The sequence below is a fragment of the Chloroflexota bacterium genome (genome assembly GCA_040902225.1).
Taxonomy (GTDB): domain Bacteria; phylum Chloroflexota; class Limnocylindria; order QHBO01; family QHBO01; genus CF-167.
In genome coordinates, this window is sequence record JBBDXT010000004.1 from 755,505 (window position 1) to 779,382 (window position 23,878).

A 23,878-nucleotide genomic window follows, 5' to 3' on the forward strand; every position below is an offset into this window, starting at 1 on the left:
CGGCTAGCCGCCCAGGATGCTGCGCAGACCGCTCTCGCTCCGCGGCAGCCGAACCGAGCCGAGCTGGCGCATCAGTCGCTGCATCTCCCCGAACTGCTTGAGCAGCCGATTGACGTCGGCGGGGGTCGTTCCGCTGCCCGTCGCGATCCGCCGACGGCGGCTGGCCTTGATCAGCTCCGGATGCCGGCGCTCCGCCGGTGTCATCGAGTCGATGATCGCCTCGATGTGCTTGAGCTGCCCGTCATCGACCGCCTGCTGGGCGGCACCGGCCAGCTGCCTGGCGCCGGGGATCATGCCGACCAGCTGCCCGATCGGCCCCATCTTCTTGACCTGCGCCAGCTGCGAGCGAAAATCGTCGAGCGTGAAGCGAGACTCCATCAGGCGCTGCGCGACCCGCTCCGCCTCGTCCTGGTCGACCGTCTCCTGCGCTCGCTCGACGAGCGACCGGATGTCCCCCATCCCCAGGATCCGCTGAGCGAGCCGATCGGGGTGGAATGGCTCGAGGCCGTCGGTGCGCTCCCCGGTGCCGATGAAGGCGATCGGCAGCCCGGTGGCGCTCCGAATGCTGAGCGCCGCACCGCCACGCGCGTCGCCATCCATCTTGGTCAGCACCAGCGCGGTGAGCGGCAGTCGATGGTGAAACGCCTCGGCCACCTTGACCGCGTCCTGCCCGGTCATCGCGTCGACGACCAGCAGCGTCTCGGCCGGGGTGACGGCCCCGGCGACGCGCACCAGCTCGTCCATCATCGGCTCATCCACGTGCAGCCGCCCGGCGGTGTCGAGCAGCACGACGTCCAGGCTTCGCTGGCGGGCCTGCTCCATCCCCGAGCGGGCGATCTCCAGCGCCGGTGTCCCGGCGGGACGGGTGTGAACCTCCACGCCGATCTGGTCACCGAGCGAGACGAGCTGGTCGACCGCGGCGGGGCGGTAGACGTCGGCAGCGACGAGGAGGGGCTTGTGCCCGTCGCGACGGAGCCGCACCGCCAGCTTGGCGGCGGTCGTCGTCTTGCCCGATCCCTGCAGGCCGACGAGCATCACCAGGCTTGGCCTGCCGTCGAGCTTGAGCACGTGGCGCGCGCCGCCAAGCACCGCCACCAGCTCGTCATGGACCGCCTTGACCACCTGCTGGCCCGGGTGCACGCCGGTCAGCACGTCCGCTCCCAGGGCACGCTCGCGGACCTTCGCCACGAAGTCCTTGACCACGCGGAAGTTGACGTCCGCCTCGAGCAGCGCAAGGCGGATCTCGCGCAGCGCAACGTCAAGGTCGGCCTCGGTGATCTTGGCCTTGCCGCGCAGGCGATCGACGACGCCCTGCAGCCGTGCGGACAGCGATTCGAACATGCAGTAACCGATGCGGGGTTCGTTGTCGCGCATGGCCGGCGGCCGCGCGAGACAGCTGCCCATTCTAGGCGGCTCGCCCCGGACCGGCAATCAGAATCGGGCGTGGGGATCAGGCCGCCAGCAGCCACTCCACGTAGGCCTCGGGGTCGAACGGGGCGAGCGAGTCGAGCTCCTCGCCGACCCCCGCGAAGAAGATCGGCAGCTGCAGCCGATCGGCGATGGCGACCGCCACGCCACCCTTGGAGGTGCCATCCATCTTGGTCAGGACGATCCCGGTGACGCCCGCCTCGCGGCTGAACGCCTCGGCCTGGGAGAGGCCGTTCTGACCGGTGGTGGCGTCGAGCGCGAGGAGGACGTGCCGCGGCTGGCCCGGCTGGCGCCGTTCGATCACGCGCCGGATCTTGGCCAGCTCGGTCATCAGCTGAACCTTGTTCTGCAGGCGGCCGGCGGTGTCGACGATGACCACCTCGATACCCCGCGACTCGGCCGTCGCCAGCGCGTCGAACGCGACGGCGCCCGGATCGGCACCAGGGCGCTGGGCGACCACCGGGACCCCGACCTGCTCGCCCCACAGGCGAAGCTGCTCGACCGCGGCGGCGCGGAACGTGTCCGCGGCGGCGAGGACCACGCTGTGGCCGTCGCGCACGAATCGCGCCGCCAACTTGGCGATTGTCGTCGTCTTGCCCGATCCGTTGACGCCCACCACCAGGATCACTGCCGGGGCCGGTCCGAGCTCGAATCTGCCGCAGCCCACTCGATCGAGACGCAGGCGAATCTCCTGCGCCAGGGCTGCGCGCACCGCCTCGCCAGTGGCCGACGCGCCGGCGCGTTCCTGCGTGGCGGCGATCAGCGCCACCGTGGTCTCTGGTCCCACGTCGGCCGCGACCAGGGCCTCCTCGAGCTCGTCCCAGGTCGACTCGACGACCCGGTCCCGGCCCAGCAGGGCGCGCAGCCGGCCGCCGAGTCCGCCGGGCCGTGGCCGCAGGCCGAGGCCCGGCGGCTCACGCCTCGGGCGCGCCATCATCCGACGGCCACCTCAACCGGGACATCGGCCAGGCGCAGCGAGAGGAGCCGCGACACCGCGGCATCGGTCATGGTCACGCCGTAGATCGTGTCCGCCGTCTCTATCGTGGCCCGGTTGTGGGTGATCACCACGAAGTCGATCGTCTGGGCCAGGAGGCGCAATGCATCGGCGAAGCGGCCGATGTTGGCCTCGTCGAGGGCCGCATCCACCTCGTCGAGGATGCAGAACGGGACCGGGTTGACGCTCAGCATGGCGAACAGCAGGGCAACCCCGGTGAGCGCCCGCTCCCCGCCGGAGAGCATCGGCAGCCGCTGGAGGCGCTTGCCCGGGGGCTGGACTGCGATCTCGATCCCGCCAGCCTCCCCGTCCGCGTCGCTCATCTGCAGCGAGGCCGAGCCGCCAGCGAAGAGGAGCCGGCAGAACTCGTCGAACTTTGCACCGATGGCGACGAACGCCGCGTTGAACTGTTGCGCGATGTCGGCTTCGAGGCGACCGATCAGCTCCTCGGTCGAGGCGCTGGCCGCGGACAGATCGGCGTCCTGCGCCACCAATGTCTCGAGGCGTCCGGCCAGCTCTCGATGCTCGTCGATCGCGAATGGGTTGACCGAGCCGATCTGGGAGAGCGTCCGGCGAACCCGGGTCAGCTCCTCTGCGATCGCCTCGAGTGGCGCATCGCCCAGATCCGCGTCGGCGATCGCGCCATCCGCGCCGGCGTCGACATCGTCGACGGTCGGCGGCAGCGACTCGATCGCCAGATCTCGCTCGCGGACGATCGCGACCAGCTCATCCTCGTGTCGTTGCGCCACGAGCGCGGCAGCCTGGGAACCTCGCTCCAGCTCTGCCATGCGAGATGCCGCACCGCCCCGCGTCCGCTCGCGCTCGAGGAGGTCGGCACGCAGCCGATCTCGCTCGGCATCGGCGAGGTCGCGTTCGTTCGTCGCCAGCGCGACCCCCGCGGCGGCGGCCGCAGAAGCCTCACCGGCCGCGTTGCGGTCTCGGTCCAGCGCGGCGAGCGATTCCCGGTCGCCGGCGAGAGTCGCTCGCAGCTGATCACTGCGCGCTTCCAGGAGAGCCTGCTCGTAACCGCCGCGACTCCGGGCCGAGTCGGTGGCATCGACCGCGGATTGCGCCGTCTGCCAGGCCGCGCGCAGCTGGTCGCGCGTCACGGCAAGCTCGGCGCGGCGTTCCCGCGCGGCGATCGCGGCTGCGGCAAGGGTGGCGACGTAGGTGTCGGCCGCTGACGGTGGCGCTCCGGAGCTCCCGGCCACGGCGTCGTTGCCTGACGCATCCAGCTCGGCTGCCAGGGCGCGCTCTCCGTAGCGCGCGTGGTCTGAAACCTCGACGGCGCGCGCATGGGCCGCGCGTGCCTGCGAAGTGCGCTGCTCTGCCTCGGACCGAAGGGCGCGGGCTTCGTCACGTGCGCGGTGCGCCTGCGACGAGGCGACCAGCGCCAGTCCGGCCGCCTCACCCGCCCGCGACTGCTCGAGCTCCAGCGATTCCACGAGCTGTGCGAGCTCCCGCCGCCGTTCGTGCTGTCGCGCCGCCTCCCCGGCTGCTTCATCCTGGCGCCCGCGGACGATCACCAGCCCGCGCTCATCGGCGAGGTCTCCTTCCGCCGTCACCGCGCACCATCCGGGCGGCAGACGGCGCCAGCCGCCGAGCAGCGTCGGCAGGTCAGGTGCTACGACGGCGCGCGCGAAGAGGCGCGGCGATGACGCGGCGCCGATCCACTCGGCCACGGTCATGGTCGCTCCGACAGCGGCGAGCGCGGCCGGACGCCCTTCCAGCGCATCGTTGCTCTCCGCCAGCAGGCGAGCCGAGCCGCGTGCATCGGCCGCGTGCTCGGCCACGCCATCGTCCTGCCACACCAGGGCCTGCTGGACCTCGCCGCCGACCAGCGCCTCGATCGCTGCCCATGCCTCGCGGGGAGGATCGATCGCGTTCATCAGCGTCCGCCATCCGGCGTTGGCCAGTCTCGATCCCAGTCGCGACCCGCTCTCCGCGCGCTCTCGCAGCGATTCCAGCTCGGCACGCAGGCTGCCCACCCGCTCCGCTAGGGCGGTCGCACCCGCGCGAGCCTCGTCGGCCCGGAGCTGCGCCTCGTCGCCCTCGCGGTCCGCCACCTGCAGGCGACCGATGGCCTCGGCCTCGGCAGCCTCCGCCTCCGTCAGCTCAGTCTCCGCCGCTTCGAGAGCCGTCCCCGCCGTTGAGGACGCCACCCGCGCCGCTCGCAGCTCCTCCTCGATTCGTTCGGCCTTCGCGGCAGCGCGCGCCACGGCCTCGTCGCGTCGGGCGGCCTCGGCGATCGAGGCCCCGGCACGTGCCCGCGCCGCGCTGACCGCCTCCTCGGCAGAGAGCGCGTCGCGGTCCGCGGCGTCGAACCCCTCGCCGGCTGCCCGCCAGCGGCGCTCGGCCTCCCTGGCAGCCTCCCACGTCGCGTCCGCGTTGGGATCCGCCGCCGCCGGCTCCGCCTGGAGCGCGGCCTGAGTCGCGTCGAGCTCAGCCTGCGATCGCGCGATCACCGACGAGAGATCGGCGAGCCTGCGGGCGATCGCCTCGGCGTGCGCCTCCGCTCGGATCAACGCCTCTCGTGCTGCCTCACGCCCCTCGGACGCTGCGCGCGCGCTGGACTCCGCTGACCAGTAGGCGGCCTCCGCGGTGCCGATCGCCTCGCGTCCGGCGGCCTCCTCGGCTCGCAGCGCCTCCACCGCGGCCTCGGCGGCGGCCTTCCTGCGGCGTGCCTCGCCCAGCGCCGTTCGCGCGATGAGCTCCCGACGGCGGTGGACCTCGATCACGAGCGTCCGGGCCCGCTGGCCCAGCACGTCGTGCTCCTGCTGGTGCTGCGCCTGGAGGGCCAAGCGGCGGACCTGGGGCTTGAGCTCGCCGATCAGGTCGCCCACCCGGGTCAGGTTGTCGCGCGCCCGCGCGAGCCGCCCGAGTGCCTCGTTCTTGCGAACCTGCAGGTTCTTGACGCCGGCAGCCTCCTCGAAGAGCTGGCGCCGCTCCTCGGGGCGCAGGGAGAGCGCCGCGTCGACGGTGCCCTGCCCGACCACCACCAGCTCGTTGGCCCCGAGCCGGCCCCCCGCCAGCAGGTCGACCACCTCGCGCAGCCGCGCGCGGGCTCCGTTGATCAGGTACTCGGTCTCGCCGGATCGGTAGGCGCGGCGGCCGATCGACACCTCGCTGAAGTCGATCGGCAGCCAGCCGTCGCTGTTGTCGAGGGTGAGGATCGCCTCGGCCATCCCCTGCGGGCGGCGTCCCTCGCTGCCGGCGAAGATCACGTCGTCGGCGCGCCGCGTGCGCAGCGAGCGGTTCGACTGCTCGCCGAGGACCCAGCGCACCGCGTCGGCCATGTTGCTCTTGCCGGACCCGTTCGGGCCGATCACCGCCGTCACTCCGCGCTCGAAGACGAAGCGGGTCGGGTCGGCGAACGTCTTGAAGCCGTGGAGCCGCAGCTCCTTCAACCGGGTCATCCGGCGCCCCTCGACGGTGCCGCGTCATCGATCAGCTGTGTCAGCGCCACGGCTGCCGCGTTCTCCTCGGCTCGCTGGCGGCTCGACCCGTGACCGATCCCCATCTCGCGCCCGTCGACGACGGCGGAGACGGTAAATGCGTGTCGGTGCGACGGGCCGCTCACGTCGGTCAGCTCGTAGTGCGGCTTCTGACGGTGCTGGCGTTGCGTCCATTCCTGGAGCCTGCTCTTGGCAGATTTGGGCGGCTCCTCCGTCCCGCTTGGCGCGATCAGGGACCCGAAGATGCGACGCAGCCAACGCTGCGTGGGACCGAACCCTTCGCGCACCGCCAGCGCACCGGCGAGCGCCTCGAAGGTCGCGGCCAGCAGCGACGGGCGGGCCGCGCCACCGCCACCGGCCTCGCCTCGCCCGAGCAGGACGTATCGGTCAAGCCCGAGCCCCAGGGCAATCGCAGCAAGCGACTCGCGGTTGACGAGTGAGGCGCGTCGGGCAGTCAACCTACCCTCGTCCTCGTCGGGGAAGCGGTCGTACAGCAGCCGGCTGACGACATGGCCGATGACGGCGTCGCCGAGAAACTCGAGGCGCTCGTTGTGCCCCGTCGCGGCGCCCGGATTCTCGTTGAGGAAGGAGCTGTGAATGAACGCCTGGCGAATGGCCTCCGGGTCCCGCAGGACGATGCCGAGTCGCTCACCCAGCTCGTCGATTGGCGGACTGGCCATGGCCCCGATCGTTACTGCTGGTGCTCCTCGATGAATTCGACCGCGTCCGAGACCTTCTGGATCTTCTCGGCGTCCTCGTCGGAGATCTCCATGCCGAACTCCTCCTCGAGGCTCATGATCAGCTCCACGAGGTCGAGTGAGTCCGCGTTCAGGTCCTCGACGAACGAGGCGGTTGGGGTGACCTCCTCTTCATCGACGCCGAGCTGCTCGACGATCAGCTTCTTGAGTCGGTCGAACGTGGTTCCGTCGGCCACCGTCAGGCTCCTCCAGGCGATGATCTGGCAACGCTTCCCAGGACGCCGTTCACGAGGCGGCGAGCCGCGTCCCCGGAGTAGGTCCGGGCAAGGGAAACGGCGTCTTGAATCGTCTCCCCGCTCGAGGTCGCGGCGGAGTATAGCACCTCCCAGAGGGCGCTCCGGAGGATCGTGCGCTCGACCTTGCCGAGCTCGCTGACCGGAATGGCGGGGGCAAAAGCGGCGATCCTCGCGTCCAGGTCCGAGCGGTGGGCGATGACACCCTCCACGATCTCGCGAGCATGGGACGCCACCTCCGCGTCACTGCCGTGCTCCACCACCAGGCGGGTAAGCGCCACGAGCGCTTGGGCGGGTCGAAACTCGTCCTCGAAGAGCGCAAGGAGTGCCAGTCGCCGCGCCTCGAGCCGCGGGCTTGGCCGGACGCGACGTCGCCGGGACGGCGCGCTGGTCAGCCGTCGCCTCCCGGTCCCGCGACCAGCGGCTCGGTTCCGCCTGCGATCAGCTCGGAAGCATCGCGCTGAGCGAGGGCCGGGTGCTCCTGGCTCCACTCGGCGATCAGCTGCGGGATGCCGGCGGTCGCCGCCTCGGAGGCGACCCTGATGGCATTCTCGAGCATCCGCGCCCGGGCGCGCCCGTGCGTCACGATGCTCACCCCGCGGACGCCGAGCAAGGGTGCGCCACCGTACTGCTCGTAGTCGAAGCGATGCTTCATCCGGTCGAACCCCGGCTTGAGGGCCAGGAGGGCCAGCGGGGCAATCGGCCCCTGCTGCAGGTCGGTGCGCAGTGAACGGAAGATGTAGCTGGTCAGACCCTCGAAGAACTTGATCACGACGTTGCCGACGAAGCCGTCGCACACCACCACATCGGCGACGTGGCCGACCATGTCGTTTCCCTCGACGTTGCCGATGTAGTTGAGCCCGCTCTCCTGGAGGCGCGGATACGCCTCGCGCGTCAGCGCGTCCCCCTTCTCCGCCTCCTCGCCGATGTTCAGCAGGCCGACCCGCGGGCGCGAGACCTTCAGCACGTGCTCCGAGTAGATGGACCCCATGACGGCGTAGTGCACCAGGTTGCTCGCCTCGGAATCGACGTTCGCGCCCACGTCCAGGATGAGAATCGGCCCGCTGGCGGTGACAAGGTGCGCGGCCAGGGCCGGGCGGTCGATGCCGTCGATGCGCCCCAGCCGGAAGACGGCCGCCGCCATGGTGGCGCCGGTCGATCCCGCGCTCACCAGCGCGTCGGCGAGGCCATCCCGGACCAGGTCGGTCGCCACCCGGATCGAGGAGCGGCGCTTGGCGCGCAGCGCGGCAGCGGGATGCTCCCCCATCTCGATCACCTCGGGTGCGTCGACGAACGAGACGCTGGCGGGGTGTCCGCGGCCGAACTCGGCGATCTCGGCCTCGATGCGAGGCACGTCACCGACCAGAATCACCTCGTCGGCGTGGGATGCGGCGTACGTGACCGCGCCGCGAACGATCTCGCGGGGAGCGAAATCGCCGCCCATCGCGTCGACCGCGATGCGCATCAGCGACGCTGCCTCAGCGCTGGCCTTCGGCCGGCGCGGTTGGCTCGACGGCGACCACCTCGCGGCCGTCGTAGTAGCCGCAGGTCGGACACACGTGGTGCGCGAGCTTCAGCTCGTGGCAATGCGAGCACTCCACCAGGGGCGGGGCGCTGATCGCCAGGTGCGACCGCCGCTCACCCTGGCGCGCCTTCGAGACCTTTCGCTTGGGGACGCCCACGCGCGACTCCTACATCGGTATTGAGGGGACGCCGCAGTATAGCCGCCGATTCGCGGCAGGGCGACAGGCCATCAGGCTCAGTCGCGCATCCCCTCGAGCAGGCGAGCCAGCGCGGCCAGGCGTGGATCAGGCTCGTTGCTCGCACAGTCACAGCTGCCGACGTCCATGTGCCGGCCGCAGCCGGGGCACAGGCCGGGACAGTCTGGCCGGCAGAGCGGGTGCATCGGCTCGCTGAGGGCCAGCTCATCGTGCAGGACCGGGGTCAGGTCGATCTGGTGCTGTGCGTCGATCAACAGCGCCTCTTCGTCGGGCGCCGGGGGCGGCAATGGCACGCTCCGCTGCGGATCCAGAGTCGGCAGGAACTCCTCCGCCAGCTGCAGGTGGACCGTCTCGACGAACGGGTCCAGGCAGCGTGAGCAGGTGCGCCGCACGGGAGCATCGACGGAGCCGCGCAGCAGGATCCCGCGATTGGTCCGTTGCAGCCGAACCTTCCCGTCGACCGGACCGGCCAGCTCGACATCGCTTCCAACGGAGAGGTACCGATCCCGGAGGGCGACCTCGCGGGTCGCTCCCGGAGCCTCCTGGAGCATGCCCGCCACGTTGAACATGATCACGACCCGGCGGCGGACCCCATTGCCTCCGGCTCGACCTCGACCTCCTCAGGATCGGAGCCGTCGGTGTCGGGACGAGGCGGGCGATAGCGCTCATCGAGCATGTCGATCCCGCGCTTGATGCTGGTCAGCGCCTTGATGCACTCGCCCTCCAGGCGGATCAGCACCCCGGCGGCGTACTCATCTCCGCCGCGGCGAATGTCGGCGGCCTCGCGGGTGGCGGTGTCGATGATCTCTTCCGCTCGCTGCTTGGCCATCTGCACCAGCTCGCGGTCCTCGAGCATGCGGGCCGCCTGCTCCTGCGCGCGGGCGATGACCGCATCACCCTCCTCACGTGCCCGCTCGGTGATGCGGGTCGCCTCCTCGGTGACGCGCCGGGCCTGGGCAACCTCGGGCGGAACCGCCACTCGCAGCTGGTCGATCAGCTCCAGGATCGCCGCCTGATCGAGCACCACGTTGTTGGTGAGGGGCAGCTTCTTGGCGCTGGCGGCGAGGGACTCCAACCGCTCAACGAGGAAGATGATATCCGTGGCTGCAACCTCCCGCGACGTCTCGTTCGTGGCGGGATTATAGTCGCGCGCCCGTGCCCTCAGTCTGGCGTCGAGAAGCGCGTGCGCAGCGCAAGGGCGACCGGCTCCGGCACCATCCCGGCGATCTCGCCGCCGAATTGGGCGACCTCCTTGGCCAGGCTGCTGGAGAGGTAGCCGTAGTCGAGGGCCGACATCAGGAAGACCGTGTCGACTCCGGGCTGCAGCTTGCGATTGGTGTGCGCCATCTGGAGCTCGGCCTCGAAGTCGCTCACCGCGCGCAGGCCGCGGACGATGAATTCGGCGTCGTGGCGACGTGCGAAGTCGACCGTCAGTCCGTCGAACCCGGCAACCTCCACGTTCGCCCCGAAGTCGGCGACCGCCTCCCGAATCTGCGCGATCCGCTCGTCGACGCTGAAGAGTGGTGACTTGCGCGGGTTGTTGAGGACGCCGACCACCAGCCGATCGAAGAGCGCGGCGGCGCGGCGGGCGACGTCGAGGTGCGCGTTCGTCATCGGGTCGAACGAGCCGGGGAAGACCGCGATGCGGCTCATCACTCCTCCACTCCATCGCCCTTGTCGTCCACCACCAGGAAGGTCAGTGTCGTTTCGCCGAAGCGTCGCTCGCGCCATCTGGCGAGCCCGCGCAGCTCCGGAATCGGAGTGCGCCAATGGTGCTTCACCACGACCGACGCACCCGGCGCGAGGCGTGCCAGCAGCCGCTCGAGCGGCGCGAGGATAGCACGCTCCTCGTACGGCGGATCCAGGAAGACCAGGTCAGGTGCCTTCGCCGCATGATGGGCGAGGTGGCGCCCGACATCCTCCTGATGCACCGCTCCCCGATCCTCCAGGCCGGTGCGCCGCAGGTTCTCGCGGATCGCGGCGACGGCCTGGCGGGCAACCTCCACGAAGTCGCAGTGGGCCGCCCCGCGCGACAGGGCCTCGATGCCGATGGCTCCGCTGCCGGCGTAGAGGTCGAGCACCTGCGCGTCCGCCGTGCGGTCGGCCAGGATGGCGAAGAGCGTCTCCTTGACGCGATCGGTGATCGGCCGCGTGGCGGTGCCACGCGGCGCGACCAACAGGCGACCGCGCGCGGTGCCGGCGATGACGCGCATCAGGCCGCGTCCCCCTCGTCCTCGGCGCTGGCCAGGTCGTCCCGCATCCTGATCAGCTCTGGGCGCGTCGTCAGCGTGGGATCGGCGCCGACCAGCCGTCGCGCGAGCGTCCCGGCCCGTTCGGCGAGCGCCAGGTGACGCGGTTCAAAGAGGGACGCCACCTTGAGCGGAGGCAGACCCGACTGACGGGTGCCGAGGACGTTGCCCGCGCCGCGCAGCCGGAGGTCCGCCTCGGCGATCGCGAATCCGTCGTTCGAACCGCGCACTACCTCAAGCCGCTCCCTCGACCGCTCGTCGACGGCGTCGGTGAGCAGGATGCAGAAGGACTGCTGCTCGCCACGACCCACCCGTCCGCGGAGCTGGTGGAGCTGGGCCAGGCCAAAGCGGTCGGCGTCCTCGACCAGCATCACCGTCGCGTTCGGCACGTCGATCCCGACCTCGATCACGGTGGTCGCGACGAGCAGGTCCAGCTCCCCGGCCGCGAAGGCGGCCATCGTCGCGTCGCGGCTGTCCGCGCGCTGCTGCCCGTGGACAAGGCCGATCCGCAGTCCGGGCAGCGCCGAATGTAGCCGTTCGAATTCCGCCTCGGCAGACGCCGCGCTGAGCGCCTCGCTCTCCGCCACCAGGGGGACCACCACGAACGACTGCCGGCCCGCGGCCGCCTCGGAGGCGAGGAACGCCTCGATGCGCGGCAGGGCGGCTCGATTGCGCACCTCGGTCCGGATCGCGCGCCGTCCCGGTGGCATCTCGCGAATGGTGCTGATCGCCATGTCCGCGTAGAAGGTGAGCGCCAGCGTGCGAGGAATCGGGGTCGCGGTCAGCGCCAGCAGATGCGGCTCGCGACCGGCGCCCTTCGCCTGCAGCGCCGCGCGCTGTGCCACGCCAAATCGATGCTGCTCATCGACCACGGCCAGCGCCAGGCGGTCGAACGAGACCGCCTCGGCAATCACGGCGTGCGTCCCGATCACGACCTCCGCCTCCCCCGCTCCGATCGCATCGTGGATGCGGCCCTTGGCCGCCGCGCCGAGCGATCCTGAAAGGAACTCCGCGCGGACGCCGAGCGCCTCGAGGAGCGGCGCCAATCCGAGGTAATGCTGTCGGGCCAGGATCTCGGTCGGCGCCATCAGCGCCCCTTGCCATCCCGCGCGCACGACGCCCGCCAGCGCCACCGCCGCAACCGCCGTCTTGCCACTCCCCACGTCGCCCTGCAGGAGCCGCCGCATGGGCTCGTCGGAGGCGAGGTCGGCGATGATCTCGTCCACGGCCCGGCGCTGGTCTGCGGTCAGCGCGAAGGGCAGCGCGCCCAGCAGCGCCGTCAGCTCCTGCTCGTGGATTGCGACCCCGGCTGCCCGCTCGCCGGCCCGTGCCTCGCGCGCCTGCGCCATGCTGAGCTGGAGGGCCAGCAGCTCGTCGAAGGCGAGCCGATCGAGGGCGGCCGGCACGTCTGCCGCCTCCTCGGGAAAGTGCGCGGCGCGCAGGGCATCGGCCAGGACGGGCAGGTCGCCGCGCTCCGCCGGTTGCAGCGGATCCTCGACGGCAGGCAGCGCACGCTCCAGCACCCGCGCCAGCAGCTCACGGACGCGACGCTGGGTGACGCCGCCCACCAGCCGATAGATTGGCACGACCCGAGCCGTATGGACCGACTCGTGCCCGACCGGCGAGAAGTCGGGCGAGGTGAACTGCGGACGCCAGCCGCGGTAGGTGACCTTGCCGCTCACCACGACTTCGGACCCCTTCTGCAGCCTGCGCTCGACGTACCGCCTTCCGAACCAGATCGCCTCTGCCGTGCCGCTGGCATCTGCCAGCTGGGCGATCACTCGCTGGGGTCGCCTGCCGAAGCCCGGCTCAATCGTGACCTCCACGACCTTGGCGCGCGCCGACTGCTTCTCGTCGGCGACGAGCTCCCCCAGCGGGCGCAGGTCGCTGAAGTCGTCGTAGCGAAACGGGAGGTAGAAGAGCGCCTGGCGTGGGGTCCCAATGCCCAGCTTTCCGAACGCGGCCACCCCGCGTGCCAGCTCGGGCAGGACCGAGCGGATCGGCCGGTCGAGATCCTCCGCCGAGAGCGGCCGTGCGGCCAGGCGCGGGCTCGATTGCATGGCCCGATCGTAGCGTGCTAGGATCGGGCCGTTCCGGCAGCGCCGAGGTCTGGTGCGCCGGTTCGTTCATGAAATGGAGACCCCCGATGGCTCGAGCATGTGACATCTGCGGCAAGCGGCCGATCACCGGCTGGAACCCGCAGTCGGTCGGCATGAACCGCAAGCGCGCGCTGCGCCGCTGGCTCCCGAACCTGCAGCCGATGGTGGTCCAGCGCAACGGCTCGCCGGTCCGCATCAAGGCCTGCTCGCGCTGCATTCGGACCGCCGAGAAGGTCTGACTCAGCCCTCGGCGCCCGCCTCGATCACGAGGGTGAACGGTCCATCGTTCACCAGCTCGAGCTCCATCTCCGCCCCGAAGCGCCCGGTCGCCACCGTCCGGCCACCCTCGCGCAGCCGCTCCACGAAGCGATCCACCAGCGGCTCGGCCACCTCGGGCGGCGCAGCCAGTGCGAAGCCTGGTCGCCGGCCACGGCGCAGGTCCGCGAGGAGCGTGAACTGGCTCACCACCAGGAACGCGCCGTCGACCTCGTCGATCGCCAGGTTCGTCCGTCCGTCCGCATCCTCGAAGTAGCGGAGGCCAAGCAGCCGGGCCGCCAGGCGATCGGCCAGCTCTGGCGTATCTCCCGCCCCGATCCCCACCAGCACAGCGGCACCTCGACCGATCGCGCCCAGGACCACCCCATCAGCACGCACCTCTGCACGGCTGACCCGCTGGACGACGAGGCGCACGGACCTACGAGCCCGAGGATGGGAGGGGGCTCGTGATCGGCGCGGAATTCTCGCCCTCCCGCGGCGGCCCAAGCGCAGCCTCCGTGAAGAGGGCCCGGGCGTTCCAGATCATCCATCCCTGGGCGCCGTTATCGCTGGCAGCCTTCATCTCCTGGAGCACCTGGCCAGCGGTGTAGGGCGCGAAGGGGCCGTAGCCGAAGTCCTGGATCCACGGCCGGATCACCATCGGCAGGCGGGCCCGCTGCTGGTTCATGATCTTGAGTGTCTCGTCGATCACCTCGTAGGGGTGGTCGTTCGGGACCTTGAAGCCGAAGGTGAACGGGCCGTAATGGCTCGGGTAGACCATCGGTGAGAAGTAGTCGACGTATGGCATGATGACTTCGGGGCGCTGACCGATCCCCTGGTCATCGGTGGCGATGAAGCTGATCGGGAAGACGTCGGCCGAGAAGAAGGCGCGCTTCGTGAGCAGGGCATCCGAGACGAGCCGGAAGAGACGCCGGATCGCCGGCAGCCGGAACGACTGCGTGTTCGGCAGGTTGGTGTCGGCGGTCGCATAGTCGCCGTCGCTGAAGAAGCGCACGTAATCGAGCTGTACCTCGTCGAAGCCCTTGTCGGCGAGGTCGGCGGCCAGAGCCGCGATGTACTCGGCCACCCCGTGGTTGTAGGGATCCAGCCAGATGCCGCCCCCGTAGTCACGCCACGGCTCGCCCGTCGCAGCGTTCCTGACGGCCAGCTCCGGGCGCGCGTTTCCGAGGGTGTTGTCCTTCATCACCACCATGCGGGCGATGGTGTAGATGCCGCGCTCCTTCAGTTTGGGCAGCAGCTCGTCGAGCTGGAAGAGCGGAGCCTCCATGACCGCCCCGACCGCGCTGGCGGCGGGCAGATCGGTGGACCAGTACAAGTTGCCGGCGGTCTCCTTGACGTCGATCACCATCGCGTTGACCTCGGTCCGATCGATCAGGTCGAGCATGGCGTCGAGGCGGCCGGTTGCCTCGAACACGGCCGATGGCGCGTAGAGCGCTCGCGCCACGAATGGGGTCAGCGCGACGTCCTTGGTCATCTGCGCATCGATCGGAATCACGCCCAGCCGATAGCCTGGCATCTTGTAGATGAGGTCCCCATGCTCCGGGACGCCGGGGAGGGTGTAGCGCCCGAGGGTGTCGGTCACCGCCGGCTGAGCTTCCCCATCGACGAAGACGCGGACCCCGGCGATCGGCTTTCCGTCGCCATCGGTCACCGCGCCGCTCACCACGTTCGGACGCAGCGCGATGGTCAGCCCCTTCTCGTCGGGGACGGTGCCGGTCCCGGCGTCGAACCCATTCGCGCTCACCTCGACGGTGGCGCCGCTCAGTGCCGTGATCGTGGCCGTCCCGTCCGCGCCGGTGGTCGCCGTGCCGTCCCCCGACCGCAGCATCGCGTTGGGCACCGGCGCCTGGTTGGTCCGATCCTCGACGGTCACGACCACCTCGCGTGGCGGCTCGGGCGTCGGGCTCTCCTTGGGCCCCGGCCCGGAGCAACCGATCACGATTGCGGCCAGCAGCACCGCGACGATGGCCGATCGAGCGCGACCGGCGGGGGGTCGCTGCATCACGCGAGCGCCGCCGCGCGGAGCGCCCGCACGGTCGGCCCGAGGTCGCCCGCCTGGCCGTACAGTGCCGACCCCGCGACCATGATCTCGCCGCCGGCGGCATGAGCCGCGCCGATCGTCTCGAGATTCACTCCCCCATCCACGCCGATCGGGAGCGAGAGCCCGCGACGCTCGATCTCGTCACGCAGCTGCGCCATCTTCGGCAGCACCTCGGCCAGGAAGGCCTGCCCGCCGCGCCCGGGGTGGACTGTCATCACCAGCAGCAGATCGATCGCCTCGAGGTATGGCAGCACCGCGTCGGCGGGCGTCTCCGGATTGATGGCCAGTCCCGCCCCGCGCCCGTAGCCATGGATCGCGCCGATCACCTCGCCGGGGTCGTCATCGGCCTCGACATGCGCCACGATCAGGTCGCTTCCTGCGTCGGCGAAGGCGCGCGCCTGGCGCAGTGGCTGGGAGACCATCAGGTGGGCGTGATACGGCACCGATGCGAAGGCGCGGACCGCCTGGACCACGACCGGGCCGATGGTCAGGTTCTCGACGAAATGGCCATCCATCACGTCCAGGTGGATCGAGTCAGCCCCACCCTCCACCGCCCGACGGACTTCATCGCCGAGCCGGGCATGGTCGGCATTCAAGAGGCTGGCGCTGATCTGCGCCGGGCGCGGGTTCATGCCGTGACCACCGGCGGCGCCGGCCGGATCGGCTTGCCGGCGAGCTGCGCGTGGAGCTGGCCACAGGCCGCCTCGATCTCCCGGCCGCGCGTGTCGCGCACCGTGACTGGCACGCCGGCGTTCTGGATGGTGGCCGCGAAGGCGCGGACCCCCGCCCTGTCGGTTCCGCTCCAGCGGGATCCCGGCGTCGGGTTCAGCGGGATCAGGTTGACGTGACAGAGCCAGCCGTGCGCCAGGGTTGCCAGGCCGGCAGCCTGTTCGGCGTCGTCATTCATCCCGTCGATCAGCACGTATTCGAGGCTGACCCGACGCCGCGTGCGGGAGGCGAAGCGCCGACCGGCCGCCACGACCTGGGCGATCGGCCACTTGCGGTTGATCGGAACCAGCTCGTCGCGCAGCTCGTCGCTGGCAGCGTGCAGGCTGATCGCCAGGTTGACCTGCGGCAGCTCCTCGATCATGCGGTCGATCCCCGGCACCACACCCGACGTGCTGACCGTGATGTGCCGTGCGCCGATCCCCAGACGAGCCGGATCGTTCAGCAGGCGCACCGCCGCGAAGACCGGGTCGACGTTGTTCAGTGGCTCGCCCATCCCCATGAAGACGATGTTGTAGTGGCTGCGACCACCTCCGGGTCGCCAATCTGCGCCAAGCGCGAGCCACGGATCGCGATGCCAGTGCAGCACCTGGTCAACGATCTCGCCGGCGGTGAGCTGCCTGCCGAACCCGGCCTGTCCCGTCGCGCAGAACGGACAGGCAACGGCGCAGCCCGCCTGGGAGCTGATGCAGATGGTCGTGCGCCCGGTGCCGGCGCCGCGACCCGGGTATCGCATCAGGACCGACTCGATGCGCTGGCCATCGGCCAGCTCGTGCACCGCCTTTGCGGTCAGCCCCCCATCGGCGACCTGCGTGTGACTGCCGACGATCGAGGAGAAATCGAATGCCTCCGTCACCGCCGAGCGCAGCGGACGGGGCAGGTCGGTCAGGTCATGCAGCCCGCCGACGGTTGGGCGATGCGCACCCGCCAGCACCTGCACGGCCCGATACGCGGGCTCACCGCGGGCGGTGAGCCACGCGGTGAGCGTATTCAGATCGACCTCGCTGATCGCCGGATGCGTCCCGGCGAGCGGACGTTCAGTCACGACGCCCCAGGATCATCATCAGGTAGTAGAAGAAGGTCAGCAGTGCTGCCAGCGCAGCGGCGACGTAGGTCCAGGCCGCTGCCTTGAGCACCTCGCGGGCGCCGACCTGGCGCTCGCCACTGATCCCGAGGCCGCTGACGAAGGCCAGCGCCTTTCCGGACGCGCCGATCTCGACCGGCAGCGTCACAAAGGTGAACACCACGGCCGCCCCGAAGACGATCAGGCCGACCCAGGCCAGTCCCAGCAGGTTGAACCACACACCTGCGATGATCAGCCACGGCGCCAGGCCCGAGCCCAGCTGCGCCGCGGGCACGATCGTCTGCCGCACCGCCATCCACGGGTCGCGCTCCCGGTCCTGCAGGGCGTGACCGACCTCGTGCGCGATGACCGCCGCGGCGGCGACCGAGAGGGTGCCCGAACCGGCGGGGAATCCAACCGTTCGATCACGCGGGTTGTAGATGCCGAGCTGGCTGGTACCCGCCACCGCGGAGCTGACGCGCAGCACCTTGCCGCGCGGGTCGTAGTGGTCGGTCAGCTGACCCGGCACCGGCTCGATCTGGACGTCGGTGAGGCCCTGCCGGTCGAGCAGACGGCGGGCAAAATCAAAGGCTGAAAGGTCAATCCCGGAGTCGACCTTCGACCACCGGGCATAGGTCGAGCGAACTCGCCAAGCGGCCCATCCGGTGATGGCGAGGCTCGGGAGCATGACAAGCACGATGTACGGCAGGAAACCACCCATGGTTGTTGCTGCTACCTCCTTGGAAGCGCGCCGAGTATAGCCGAGCCTCCCTTTCGCCTCCGTGAAGGCGCGGTGAAGATGGCGCTACGCGGGGGCCGTTCCGCCGCCGAGCAGGACGTGCTCGCGCGGCAGGCCCCGACGCCAGGCGTCGGCCGGCATGATCGGCCTTCCCTCGGGCTGGACGAGCTCCAGCGCCAGCGCACCCTGTCCGCAGGCCACCAGCGGCCAGTCGCCGGGGAACAGGGTGCCGACCAGGGGTCCATCCACTCCCGCCACCGGATGGGCGGCGCGGACGTGGAGCCGCCGCCCGTCGAGCGTGGTCCAGGCCCCCGGCCAGGGCTGCAGGGCGCGCACCCGCCGGTCCACGAGCGTGGCGCTCTGGCGCCAATCGATCCAGCCATCACTGCGGCTGAAGGGACGGACGAGGGTGGCCTGGCTCTCATCCTGCGGCGTCGTCACGATCTCACCCGCGACCCAGGCATCCAGCGCCTGGGGCACGACCGCGGCGGCGACCTGCGCGAGGCGCTCCTCGAGCTCGGGCGTCGTCTCGCGGCTGGTGAGCGTGACCGGCCACTGGGCAACGATCGGACCGGCGTCCAGCTCGGCGGTCATGACCATCAGCGAGACCCCGCCCTCGGCGTCCCCGGCAAGAATCGTCGAGGCCACCGGCGCCGCGCCGCGATGGCGCGGCAGCAGCGAGGGATGCACGTTGAGCGGCGGGCGCGACGCGACGCCCAGCAGGTCGGTTGGCACGAGCTGGCCGTAGGCAGCCAGCAGCAGCCCGTCGGGCGCGAAGCGCCGGAGGAGCGCCCTTCCTTCGTCCGAGCGCAGGCGGCGCGGCGTCTCAACGGCGACGTCGTGCTCTCGCGCCCAGGCGGCGACGGGTGAAGGACGGGTCTGGAGCCCGCGACCGGCCGGCTTGTCCGGCTGGCTGACGACCAGCAGGTCGTCGCACAGCGCCGGGAGACGCGAGAGGAGCGGGACGGCGAACGATCCAGTGCCGAGAAACGCGACGCGGCCCAGCGGCGGCACTAGATCCCCGCGGTCGTCGGTTCCTCCACCTCGCTCGGATGCTCGCTGACGCGAACCAGCTCTTCGAGCGAATCGAGGTAGTCGATGTACAGGGCGCCGTTCAGGTGATCGATCTCGTGCTGCAGCGCGCGCGCGAACAGCTCCTCTCCCTTGACGCGGAACTCCTTGCCATGCCGATCACGGGCCTTGACCGTGACCTTGGCGTGACGGTGCACCTCCGCCACGAAGCCCGGGACGGACAGGCAGCCCTCCCAGTCGATCACGTCGCCACTGGCTCGGATGATCTGCGGATTGATCAGCTCGGTCACCTTCTCCTCGAGCTCGATCACCGCGACCTGCAGCGGCACACCGATCTGGTTGGCTGCCAGCCCGATCCCCGGCGCGTCACGCATCGTATCGACCATCTCCTGCAGGAGCCGATGCAGCGACGCATCGAAATGCGTCACCTTCCTGGCGCGCTGGTGCAGGATCGGCTCGTCGGCGGTCAGGATCGGACGGTTGGCCATCGTTCGCATTGTACCGATCCGCGGATCGCATCCCTCCCGGGTGGACCGCTGCCCCTAGAGCAACGATTCGGGGTCGACATCAATCCCCACGCCGGACGGAACGCGCTCCAGCGCCGCCGCCCGGGCCACCTCGTCCTGCGCGCGAATCACGACCTGGAAGCGCCAGCGCCCCGCGCGGCGAGGGACGTACGATGGGAGCGGCCCGTGCACCTCGACCCCCGGCTGGGCGACCGCCGTCGCCGCATCACGTCCGCGGGCCTCCGCCCGGCCGCGATCGGGATCGGCGACCAGCAGCCGCGCGAGGACGCTCGCCGGCGGATAGCCGAGCAGCCGGCGCCGAGGCAGCTCCTCATCGGCGAACCCGTCGACGTCCATGCGTGCCGCCGCGCGGATGGCGTAATGACCCGCGGCGTAGGTCTGGATGAGCACCCGCCCGGGCTGCTCCCCCCGTCCGGCGCGCCCGGCCACCTGGGCCAGGAGCTGGAAGGTGCGCTCCGGGGCGAGGTAGTCCGGCAGGTTGAGGGTCACGTCTGCGGCGATCACCGCGGCAAGGGTCACGCTGGGCAGGTCGAGCCCCTTGGCGGCCAGCTGGGTCCCCACCAGGACATCGACGCGGCCGTCGCGGAAGTCGTCGTAGATCGCCTCGAAACCGCGACGCGCTGCGAGGGCATCGGAGTCGAGGCGGGACACGCGCAAGTGGGGAAAGCGGGTGCGCAGCTCGGCCTCGACCCGCTGTGTCCCGGCTCCGAAATAGCGGATCCGGCTGCTGCCGCAGTGCGGGCACTTCTCGGGCGCCCGCGCCGTCCGGCCGCAATGGTGGCAGCGCAGCTGCGACCCGCTCAGATGGAAGACGAACGGCAGGTCGCAGTCGGGGCAGCGCAGGCTCTCGCCGCAATCGCGGCAGAGCACGAAGGTCGCGGCTCCGCGACGGTTCATCAGCAGGATCGCCTGCTCGCTGCCCTGCCGCAGACCCGACAGCGCGGCGGTCAGCGGTCGCGAGAAGATCGAGCGATTTCCCTCGGCCAGCTCGGCGCGCAGATCCACGATCTCGACTGACGGCGTCCGGCCCACCCGCCGCTCCACCAGGCGGGCCCGATCGACCAGTCCGCCGCGAACGCGGGCCAGGGTGACCACGTCGGGGGTGGCGGTCCCCATCATCACGCGCGCCCCGGTCAGCGCGGCGCGCCTTCGCGCGACCCAGCGGGCGTCGTAGCGCGGCGTTCGATCCGCCTTGTAGGCGCCATCATGCGCCTCGTCGACCACGATCAGCTGCAGATCGGAGAGCGGCGCGAAGGCCGCCATGCGGGTCCCCACCACCACGCGCGCCTCACCACGCAGGATCCGCCACCAGGTGTCGTGGCGCTCGCCCGCCGACAGGCCGGAGTGCAGCACCGCCAGCTGGTCGCCGACCAGCGACGCGACACGGTCCGCCAGCTGGGTCACCAGCGAGACCTCCGGCACGAGCACGATCGCCGTGCCTCCGCCGGCCGCCAGCAGCGAGCCCAGCGCGGCCAGGTAGACATCGGTCTTGCCGGCGGCGGCGACCCCGTCCAGCAGCAGCTCGCTGCCCGCCGCAAGCCCCTGCAGCTGGGCCAGGGCCGCCTGCTGCTCCCCGGCGAGGCGGTGCTCGCGCGCGACCTCGGTCGGCCGGTGCGCTCGCGGGTCACGCTCGATCGTCTGCCAGTCCATCGTCGCCGCGCCGCGGGCCACCAGGCGCCGCCCCGCAGCCAACACCGACGAGGAATCGACGCCGATCTCCTCTGCCAGCTCCGGCACGCTTCGCACTTCGCTGCCCAGGGCGTCCAGGATGGCGCGCTGGAGGGGCGCGGCGCGGCCTGGCGCATCGGCCTCTGGCAGGCGGCGCAGCGTCCTCACGCGGCGCGCCTGTAGCTCCGGCGGTCGCAGCGACCAGCGAGCAGCAAGGGCCCCGGAGCGGCGCAGTCCATCAGCCGCGGCGCTCCAGCGCGGGCCGAGCAGGCGCTTCAATATGGCATCGCTGATCTCGTCCGAATTCGAGAGTGCGGCACGTAACGGATCGGGCAGGAGGCTGACATCGGGCGAGGTCCAGCGCCGCTCCAGGCGAGACTCGAGGCCGGGCGGGAGCATCGCTACGATCGTGGCGCCGAGAGGCGCGCAGTAGTACCCCGCGATCTCCTCGGCCAGGGCGAGCAGATCGGGCGTCAGCATCGGCACGGAGACGACCGCCTCGACCGACTTCAGCTCGATCCCCGGATCGGGTTCCGGAGTCCCTGGGAGCAGGTAGCCGAGCGCCAGCCTGCGGCCATACGGAACGAGCAGCAGGGAGCCCGGCGCGGGCGCTCCGAGCTCAGGGTCCAGGCGGTAGCTGAACGCTCGCTCCGGCCGGTCGGCGAGCGCTTCGACCGCGACGCGCACAGTCTCCCCGGCGGCCACCTCGGCCACCCTGCTCAGACCTGGACGCGCCGCGGTGGGTCGCGTCGGGCTTCGGCCTGGATGATCTCCCAGATCTGCTCGACGGCGTCATCCGGATGATCGGTCTGGTTCACGATCGCGTAGTCGTAGTCACCCGCGGCCGCCATCTCCGCCTCGGCGTTGTGCCGTCGCAGCGCACGCGCGTGGCCGTCCTCCGACCCGCGGCGCGCGAGTCGCTGGTCGAGATCCTCGATCGAGGGAGGCATGATGAAGATCAGGAGCGCATCCGGCACCAGCGCGCGAACGGTTCGCGCACCCTGCGGATCGATGGTCAGGATCGCATCGCGTCCGGCCGCCAGGATGCCACGCACCTGGTCGACCGGCGTGCCATACAGCTGGTCGTGGACGATCGCATGCTCGAGCAGGCCATCGCGGTCACGAAGCTGCTGGAACTCCTCCGGGCTCAGAAAGTGGTAATGCACCTTGTCGATCTCGCCGTCGCGTCGCTCCCGGGTCGTGGCCGTGACGATCGGAACGACCTGCGGATGGCGTCGCGACAGCTCCGCCACGATCGTGCTCTTGCCGACCCCCGACGGGCCGGAGACCACGACCAGCAGCGGGTTGGGGAAGGCAAGGCGCTTGGCGGGCCTGGGAGCGGGGCGATCGCCGCTCAACCCGTTGTCTCCACGACCGCTGCGCCAATTCCGGCCGGAAGCCGGTCGGTGACGATCCCGCTCGCCACCAGCGAGGCGGAGAGGTCCGATGGCAGCTCGCTCCAGGCCGTGAGCCGCCGCCCGTCGATCGGGCGGTCGAGGGTCAGGCGCGCGGCGTGCAGGAACTGTCGCTCCAGGCCGCCCGGCCCGATTCCGCCGCCGTAGCGCGTGTCCCCGGCGATCGGCAGCCCGAGGTAGGCGAGGTGCGCACGCAGCTGATGGGTCCTGCCGGTGAGCGGGTGGAGCGCCAGCAGCGAATGCCCGTCAGCGCTGCCGAGCGTCTCGTACTCGGTCACCGCCTCGCGGCCGCCGACGACCACCGCCATCCGCTGCCGGTCGCGCGGATCGCGCCCGACCGGCGCCTCGATCCGGCCGCGCGGCGCTGGGGGTGCGCCCCGCACCAGCGCCAGGTACTCCTTCTCGACGCTGCGAGCGCCGAACTGCTGCATCAGGCTGGCCTGCGCGGCATCCGTCTTGGCGACCAGGATCAGGCCCGAGGTCTGCTTGTCGAGCCGATGCACGATCCCCGGCCGCCCGACGCCGGCGATCGATCCGAGCCGCTCGCCACGCTCCTCCGCGCGCCCGACCAGCGCATGGACGAGGGTCCCGGTGGAGTGCCCGTGGCTCGGATGCACAACCAGCCCGGCCGGCTTGTCGACGATCAGCATCGACGCATCCTCGTAGGCGATCCGCAGCGGGATCGATTCGCCGTGCAGCGTTGGATCGGGGGGCGCCGACAGCTCGACGCGGATGAGCTCACCACCGCGCAGCCGGTCCGACGCGCGCGCGCGCCGGCCGTCGACCAGAGCACGCCCGTCCGAGATGAGCCGCTGCGCGTGGGCCCGGCTGATCTCCGCGACGGCGCTCACCGCCAGGTCGAATCGCCCGCTCGAGGCTGCCCCCGTCACCACGCGGTCACCGACCGTGGCCGCATCGCTCACGCGGTTGCCTCGCGTCGGTCCGGGCTGCTCAGGAAGAGGTAGACGACCAGGATGCCGATACCGACCACGACCGACGAATCGGCGACATTGAAGGTCGGCCAGCGCGTGTCCCCGATGCCGACCGAGAGCCAGTCGGTCACGTAGCCCTGGCGGAGCCGGTCGATGAAGTTGCCGAGCGTCCCGCCCAGGACGATCCCGAGCACGACGTGAAGCCAGGTGGTTCGATCGCGCAGGCTCCGGTGGAAGTAGGCGACCATGCCAATCGAGAGCACGGACACGATCAGAAAGAGGACGGTGCCGCCCTGGAAGAGGCTGAATGCCGCCCCGCGATTCTGTGCGTGCCAGATCTGCACCAGGTCCCCCAGCAGTCGAGCCTGCTGACCGACCGCCAGGTTCGTGACCACCAGCGCCTTCGTGAGCTGGTCGGCCGCCAGGATGGTCAGAGCGGTGAGCAGCAGGACGACGGCCTTCGCGAATCCGCCGTTCGTCATTCCCTCGCTGCTCACGTGACCGATGGTACGCGATGCGCCG

General features: G+C 70.9%; 25 protein-coding genes. 1 reads left to right on the forward strand and 24 read right to left on the reverse strand.

Annotated features, from left to right (window positions below; translation table 11 throughout):
• Positions 1-3 precede the first annotated feature (3 nt).
• The 13 genes from ffh to recG all read right to left on the reverse strand — a co-directional run bounded on the left by ffh (position 4) and on the right by recG (position 12,898).
• Positions 4-1,374: a signal recognition particle protein gene (gene ffh / locus WEB29_06075; protein ID MEX2136517.1), complete on the reverse strand. Its 1,371-nt coding sequence runs from the start codon at positions 1,372-1,374 to the stop codon at positions 4-6.
• A 76-nt stretch (positions 1,375-1,450) separates the two neighbouring features.
• A complete protein-coding gene (gene ftsY, locus WEB29_06080; protein MEX2136518.1) occupies positions 1,451-2,365 on the reverse strand; it encodes a signal recognition particle-docking protein FtsY in 915 nt (304 codons plus the stop codon).
• Positions 2,362-5,838 (reverse strand): chromosome segregation protein SMC, encoded by a 3,477-nt coding sequence (gene smc / locus WEB29_06085; GenBank protein ID MEX2136519.1) that lies wholly within the window; start codon positions 5,836-5,838, stop codon positions 2,362-2,364. Before smc ends, ftsY begins: the two co-directional genes overlap by 4 nt.
• Positions 5,835-6,557, reverse strand: coding sequence for a ribonuclease III (gene rnc / locus WEB29_06090; protein MEX2136520.1), 723 nt, complete (start codon positions 6,555-6,557; stop codon positions 5,835-5,837). Before rnc ends, smc begins: the two co-directional genes overlap by 4 nt.
• Before the next feature lie 11 nt (positions 6,558-6,568).
• Complete coding sequence (acpP, locus tag WEB29_06095; GenBank protein MEX2136521.1) at positions 6,569-6,811, reverse strand: acyl carrier protein; 243 nt, start codon at positions 6,809-6,811, stop codon at positions 6,569-6,571.
• A 2-nt stretch (positions 6,812-6,813) separates the two neighbouring features.
• Positions 6,814-7,359, reverse strand: coding sequence for a transcription antitermination protein NusB (locus WEB29_06100; GenBank protein ID MEX2136522.1), 546 nt, complete (start codon positions 7,357-7,359; stop codon positions 6,814-6,816).
• The gene (plsX, locus tag WEB29_06105) at positions 7,260-8,333 is read right to left on the reverse strand and encodes a phosphate acyltransferase PlsX (protein ID MEX2136523.1); all 1,074 of its coding nucleotides are present in this window, start codon (positions 8,331-8,333) and stop codon (positions 7,260-7,262) included. The genes WEB29_06100 and plsX overlap by 100 nt, the downstream gene beginning before the upstream one ends.
• 13 nt (positions 8,334-8,346) lie before the next feature.
• Positions 8,347-8,550 carry a 50S ribosomal protein L32 gene (gene rpmF, locus WEB29_06110; protein MEX2136524.1) on the reverse strand — a complete coding sequence of 68 codons (204 nt, stop codon included), beginning with the start codon at positions 8,548-8,550 and terminating at the stop codon, positions 8,347-8,349.
• A gap of 77 nt (positions 8,551-8,627) precedes the next feature.
• Positions 8,628-9,140 (reverse strand): DUF177 domain-containing protein, encoded by a 513-nt coding sequence (locus tag WEB29_06115; protein MEX2136525.1) that lies wholly within the window; start codon positions 9,138-9,140, stop codon positions 8,628-8,630.
• A gap of 20 nt (positions 9,141-9,160) precedes the next feature.
• Positions 9,161-9,664, reverse strand: a complete 504-nt coding sequence (locus WEB29_06120; GenBank protein ID MEX2136526.1) for a hypothetical protein — start codon at positions 9,662-9,664, stop codon at positions 9,161-9,163.
• Between the two features lie 86 nt (positions 9,665-9,750).
• Positions 9,751-10,242, reverse strand: a complete 492-nt coding sequence (gene coaD, locus WEB29_06125; GenBank protein MEX2136527.1) for a pantetheine-phosphate adenylyltransferase — start codon at positions 10,240-10,242, stop codon at positions 9,751-9,753.
• Entirely contained in the window at positions 10,242-10,802 is a 561-nt protein-coding gene (gene rsmD / locus WEB29_06130; GenBank protein ID MEX2136528.1) for a 16S rRNA (guanine(966)-N(2))-methyltransferase RsmD, read from the reverse strand. Before rsmD ends, coaD begins: the two co-directional genes overlap by 1 nt.
• Complete coding sequence (gene recG / locus WEB29_06135) at positions 10,802-12,898, reverse strand: ATP-dependent DNA helicase RecG (GenBank protein MEX2136529.1); 2,097 nt, start codon at positions 12,896-12,898, stop codon at positions 10,802-10,804. Before recG ends, rsmD begins: the two co-directional genes overlap by 1 nt.
• Before the next feature lie 86 nt (positions 12,899-12,984).
• Between recG and rpmB the strand changes: the two genes are divergently transcribed.
• Positions 12,985-13,176 carry a 50S ribosomal protein L28 gene (gene rpmB / locus WEB29_06140; protein MEX2136530.1) on the forward strand — a complete coding sequence of 64 codons (192 nt, stop codon included), beginning with the start codon at positions 12,985-12,987 and terminating at the stop codon, positions 13,174-13,176.
• Between the two features lies 1 nt (position 13,177).
• On the opposite strand, the gene dtd is transcribed toward rpmB, so the two are convergent.
• The 11 genes from dtd to lspA form a co-directional block, all read right to left on the reverse strand.
• Positions 13,178-13,627: a D-aminoacyl-tRNA deacylase gene (dtd, locus tag WEB29_06145; GenBank protein ID MEX2136531.1), complete on the reverse strand. Its 450-nt coding sequence runs from the start codon at positions 13,625-13,627 to the stop codon at positions 13,178-13,180.
• 4 nt (positions 13,628-13,631) lie between these two features.
• A complete protein-coding gene (locus WEB29_06150) occupies positions 13,632-15,215 on the reverse strand; it encodes a putative glycoside hydrolase (protein ID MEX2136532.1) in 1,584 nt (527 codons plus the stop codon).
• Positions 15,215-15,886, reverse strand: a complete 672-nt coding sequence (rpe, locus tag WEB29_06155) for a ribulose-phosphate 3-epimerase (GenBank protein MEX2136533.1) — start codon at positions 15,884-15,886, stop codon at positions 15,215-15,217. Before rpe ends, WEB29_06150 begins: the two co-directional genes overlap by 1 nt.
• Positions 15,883-17,025 carry a 23S rRNA (adenine(2503)-C(2))-methyltransferase RlmN gene (gene rlmN, locus WEB29_06160; protein ID MEX2136534.1) on the reverse strand — a complete coding sequence of 381 codons (1,143 nt, stop codon included), beginning with the start codon at positions 17,023-17,025 and terminating at the stop codon, positions 15,883-15,885. The genes rpe and rlmN overlap by 4 nt, the downstream gene beginning before the upstream one ends.
• Positions 17,018-17,764 (reverse strand): zinc metallopeptidase, encoded by a 747-nt coding sequence (locus tag WEB29_06165; protein MEX2136535.1) that lies wholly within the window; start codon positions 17,762-17,764, stop codon positions 17,018-17,020. The genes rlmN and WEB29_06165 overlap by 8 nt, the downstream gene beginning before the upstream one ends.
• 84 nt (positions 17,765-17,848) lie before the next feature.
• On the reverse strand, positions 17,849-18,796 hold the full coding sequence (fmt, locus tag WEB29_06170; GenBank protein ID MEX2136536.1) for a methionyl-tRNA formyltransferase: 948 nt from the start codon (positions 18,794-18,796) through the stop codon (positions 17,849-17,851).
• Positions 18,796-19,302: a peptide deformylase gene (def, locus tag WEB29_06175; GenBank protein ID MEX2136537.1), complete on the reverse strand. Its 507-nt coding sequence runs from the start codon at positions 19,300-19,302 to the stop codon at positions 18,796-18,798. Before def ends, fmt begins: the two co-directional genes overlap by 1 nt.
• Before the next feature lie 54 nt (positions 19,303-19,356).
• The gene (gene priA / locus WEB29_06180; protein ID MEX2136538.1) at positions 19,357-21,723 is read right to left on the reverse strand and encodes a primosomal protein N'; all 2,367 of its coding nucleotides are present in this window, start codon (positions 21,721-21,723) and stop codon (positions 19,357-19,359) included.
• A gap of 5 nt (positions 21,724-21,728) precedes the next feature.
• A complete protein-coding gene (gene gmk / locus WEB29_06185; protein MEX2136539.1) occupies positions 21,729-22,367 on the reverse strand; it encodes a guanylate kinase in 639 nt (212 codons plus the stop codon).
• Positions 22,364-23,347 (reverse strand): RluA family pseudouridine synthase, encoded by a 984-nt coding sequence (locus WEB29_06190; protein ID MEX2136540.1) that lies wholly within the window; start codon positions 23,345-23,347, stop codon positions 22,364-22,366. The genes gmk and WEB29_06190 overlap by 4 nt, the downstream gene beginning before the upstream one ends.
• A complete protein-coding gene (gene lspA / locus WEB29_06195) occupies positions 23,344-23,853 on the reverse strand; it encodes a signal peptidase II (GenBank protein ID MEX2136541.1) in 510 nt (169 codons plus the stop codon). The genes WEB29_06190 and lspA overlap by 4 nt, the downstream gene beginning before the upstream one ends.
• Positions 23,854-23,878: the final 25 nt, after the last annotated feature.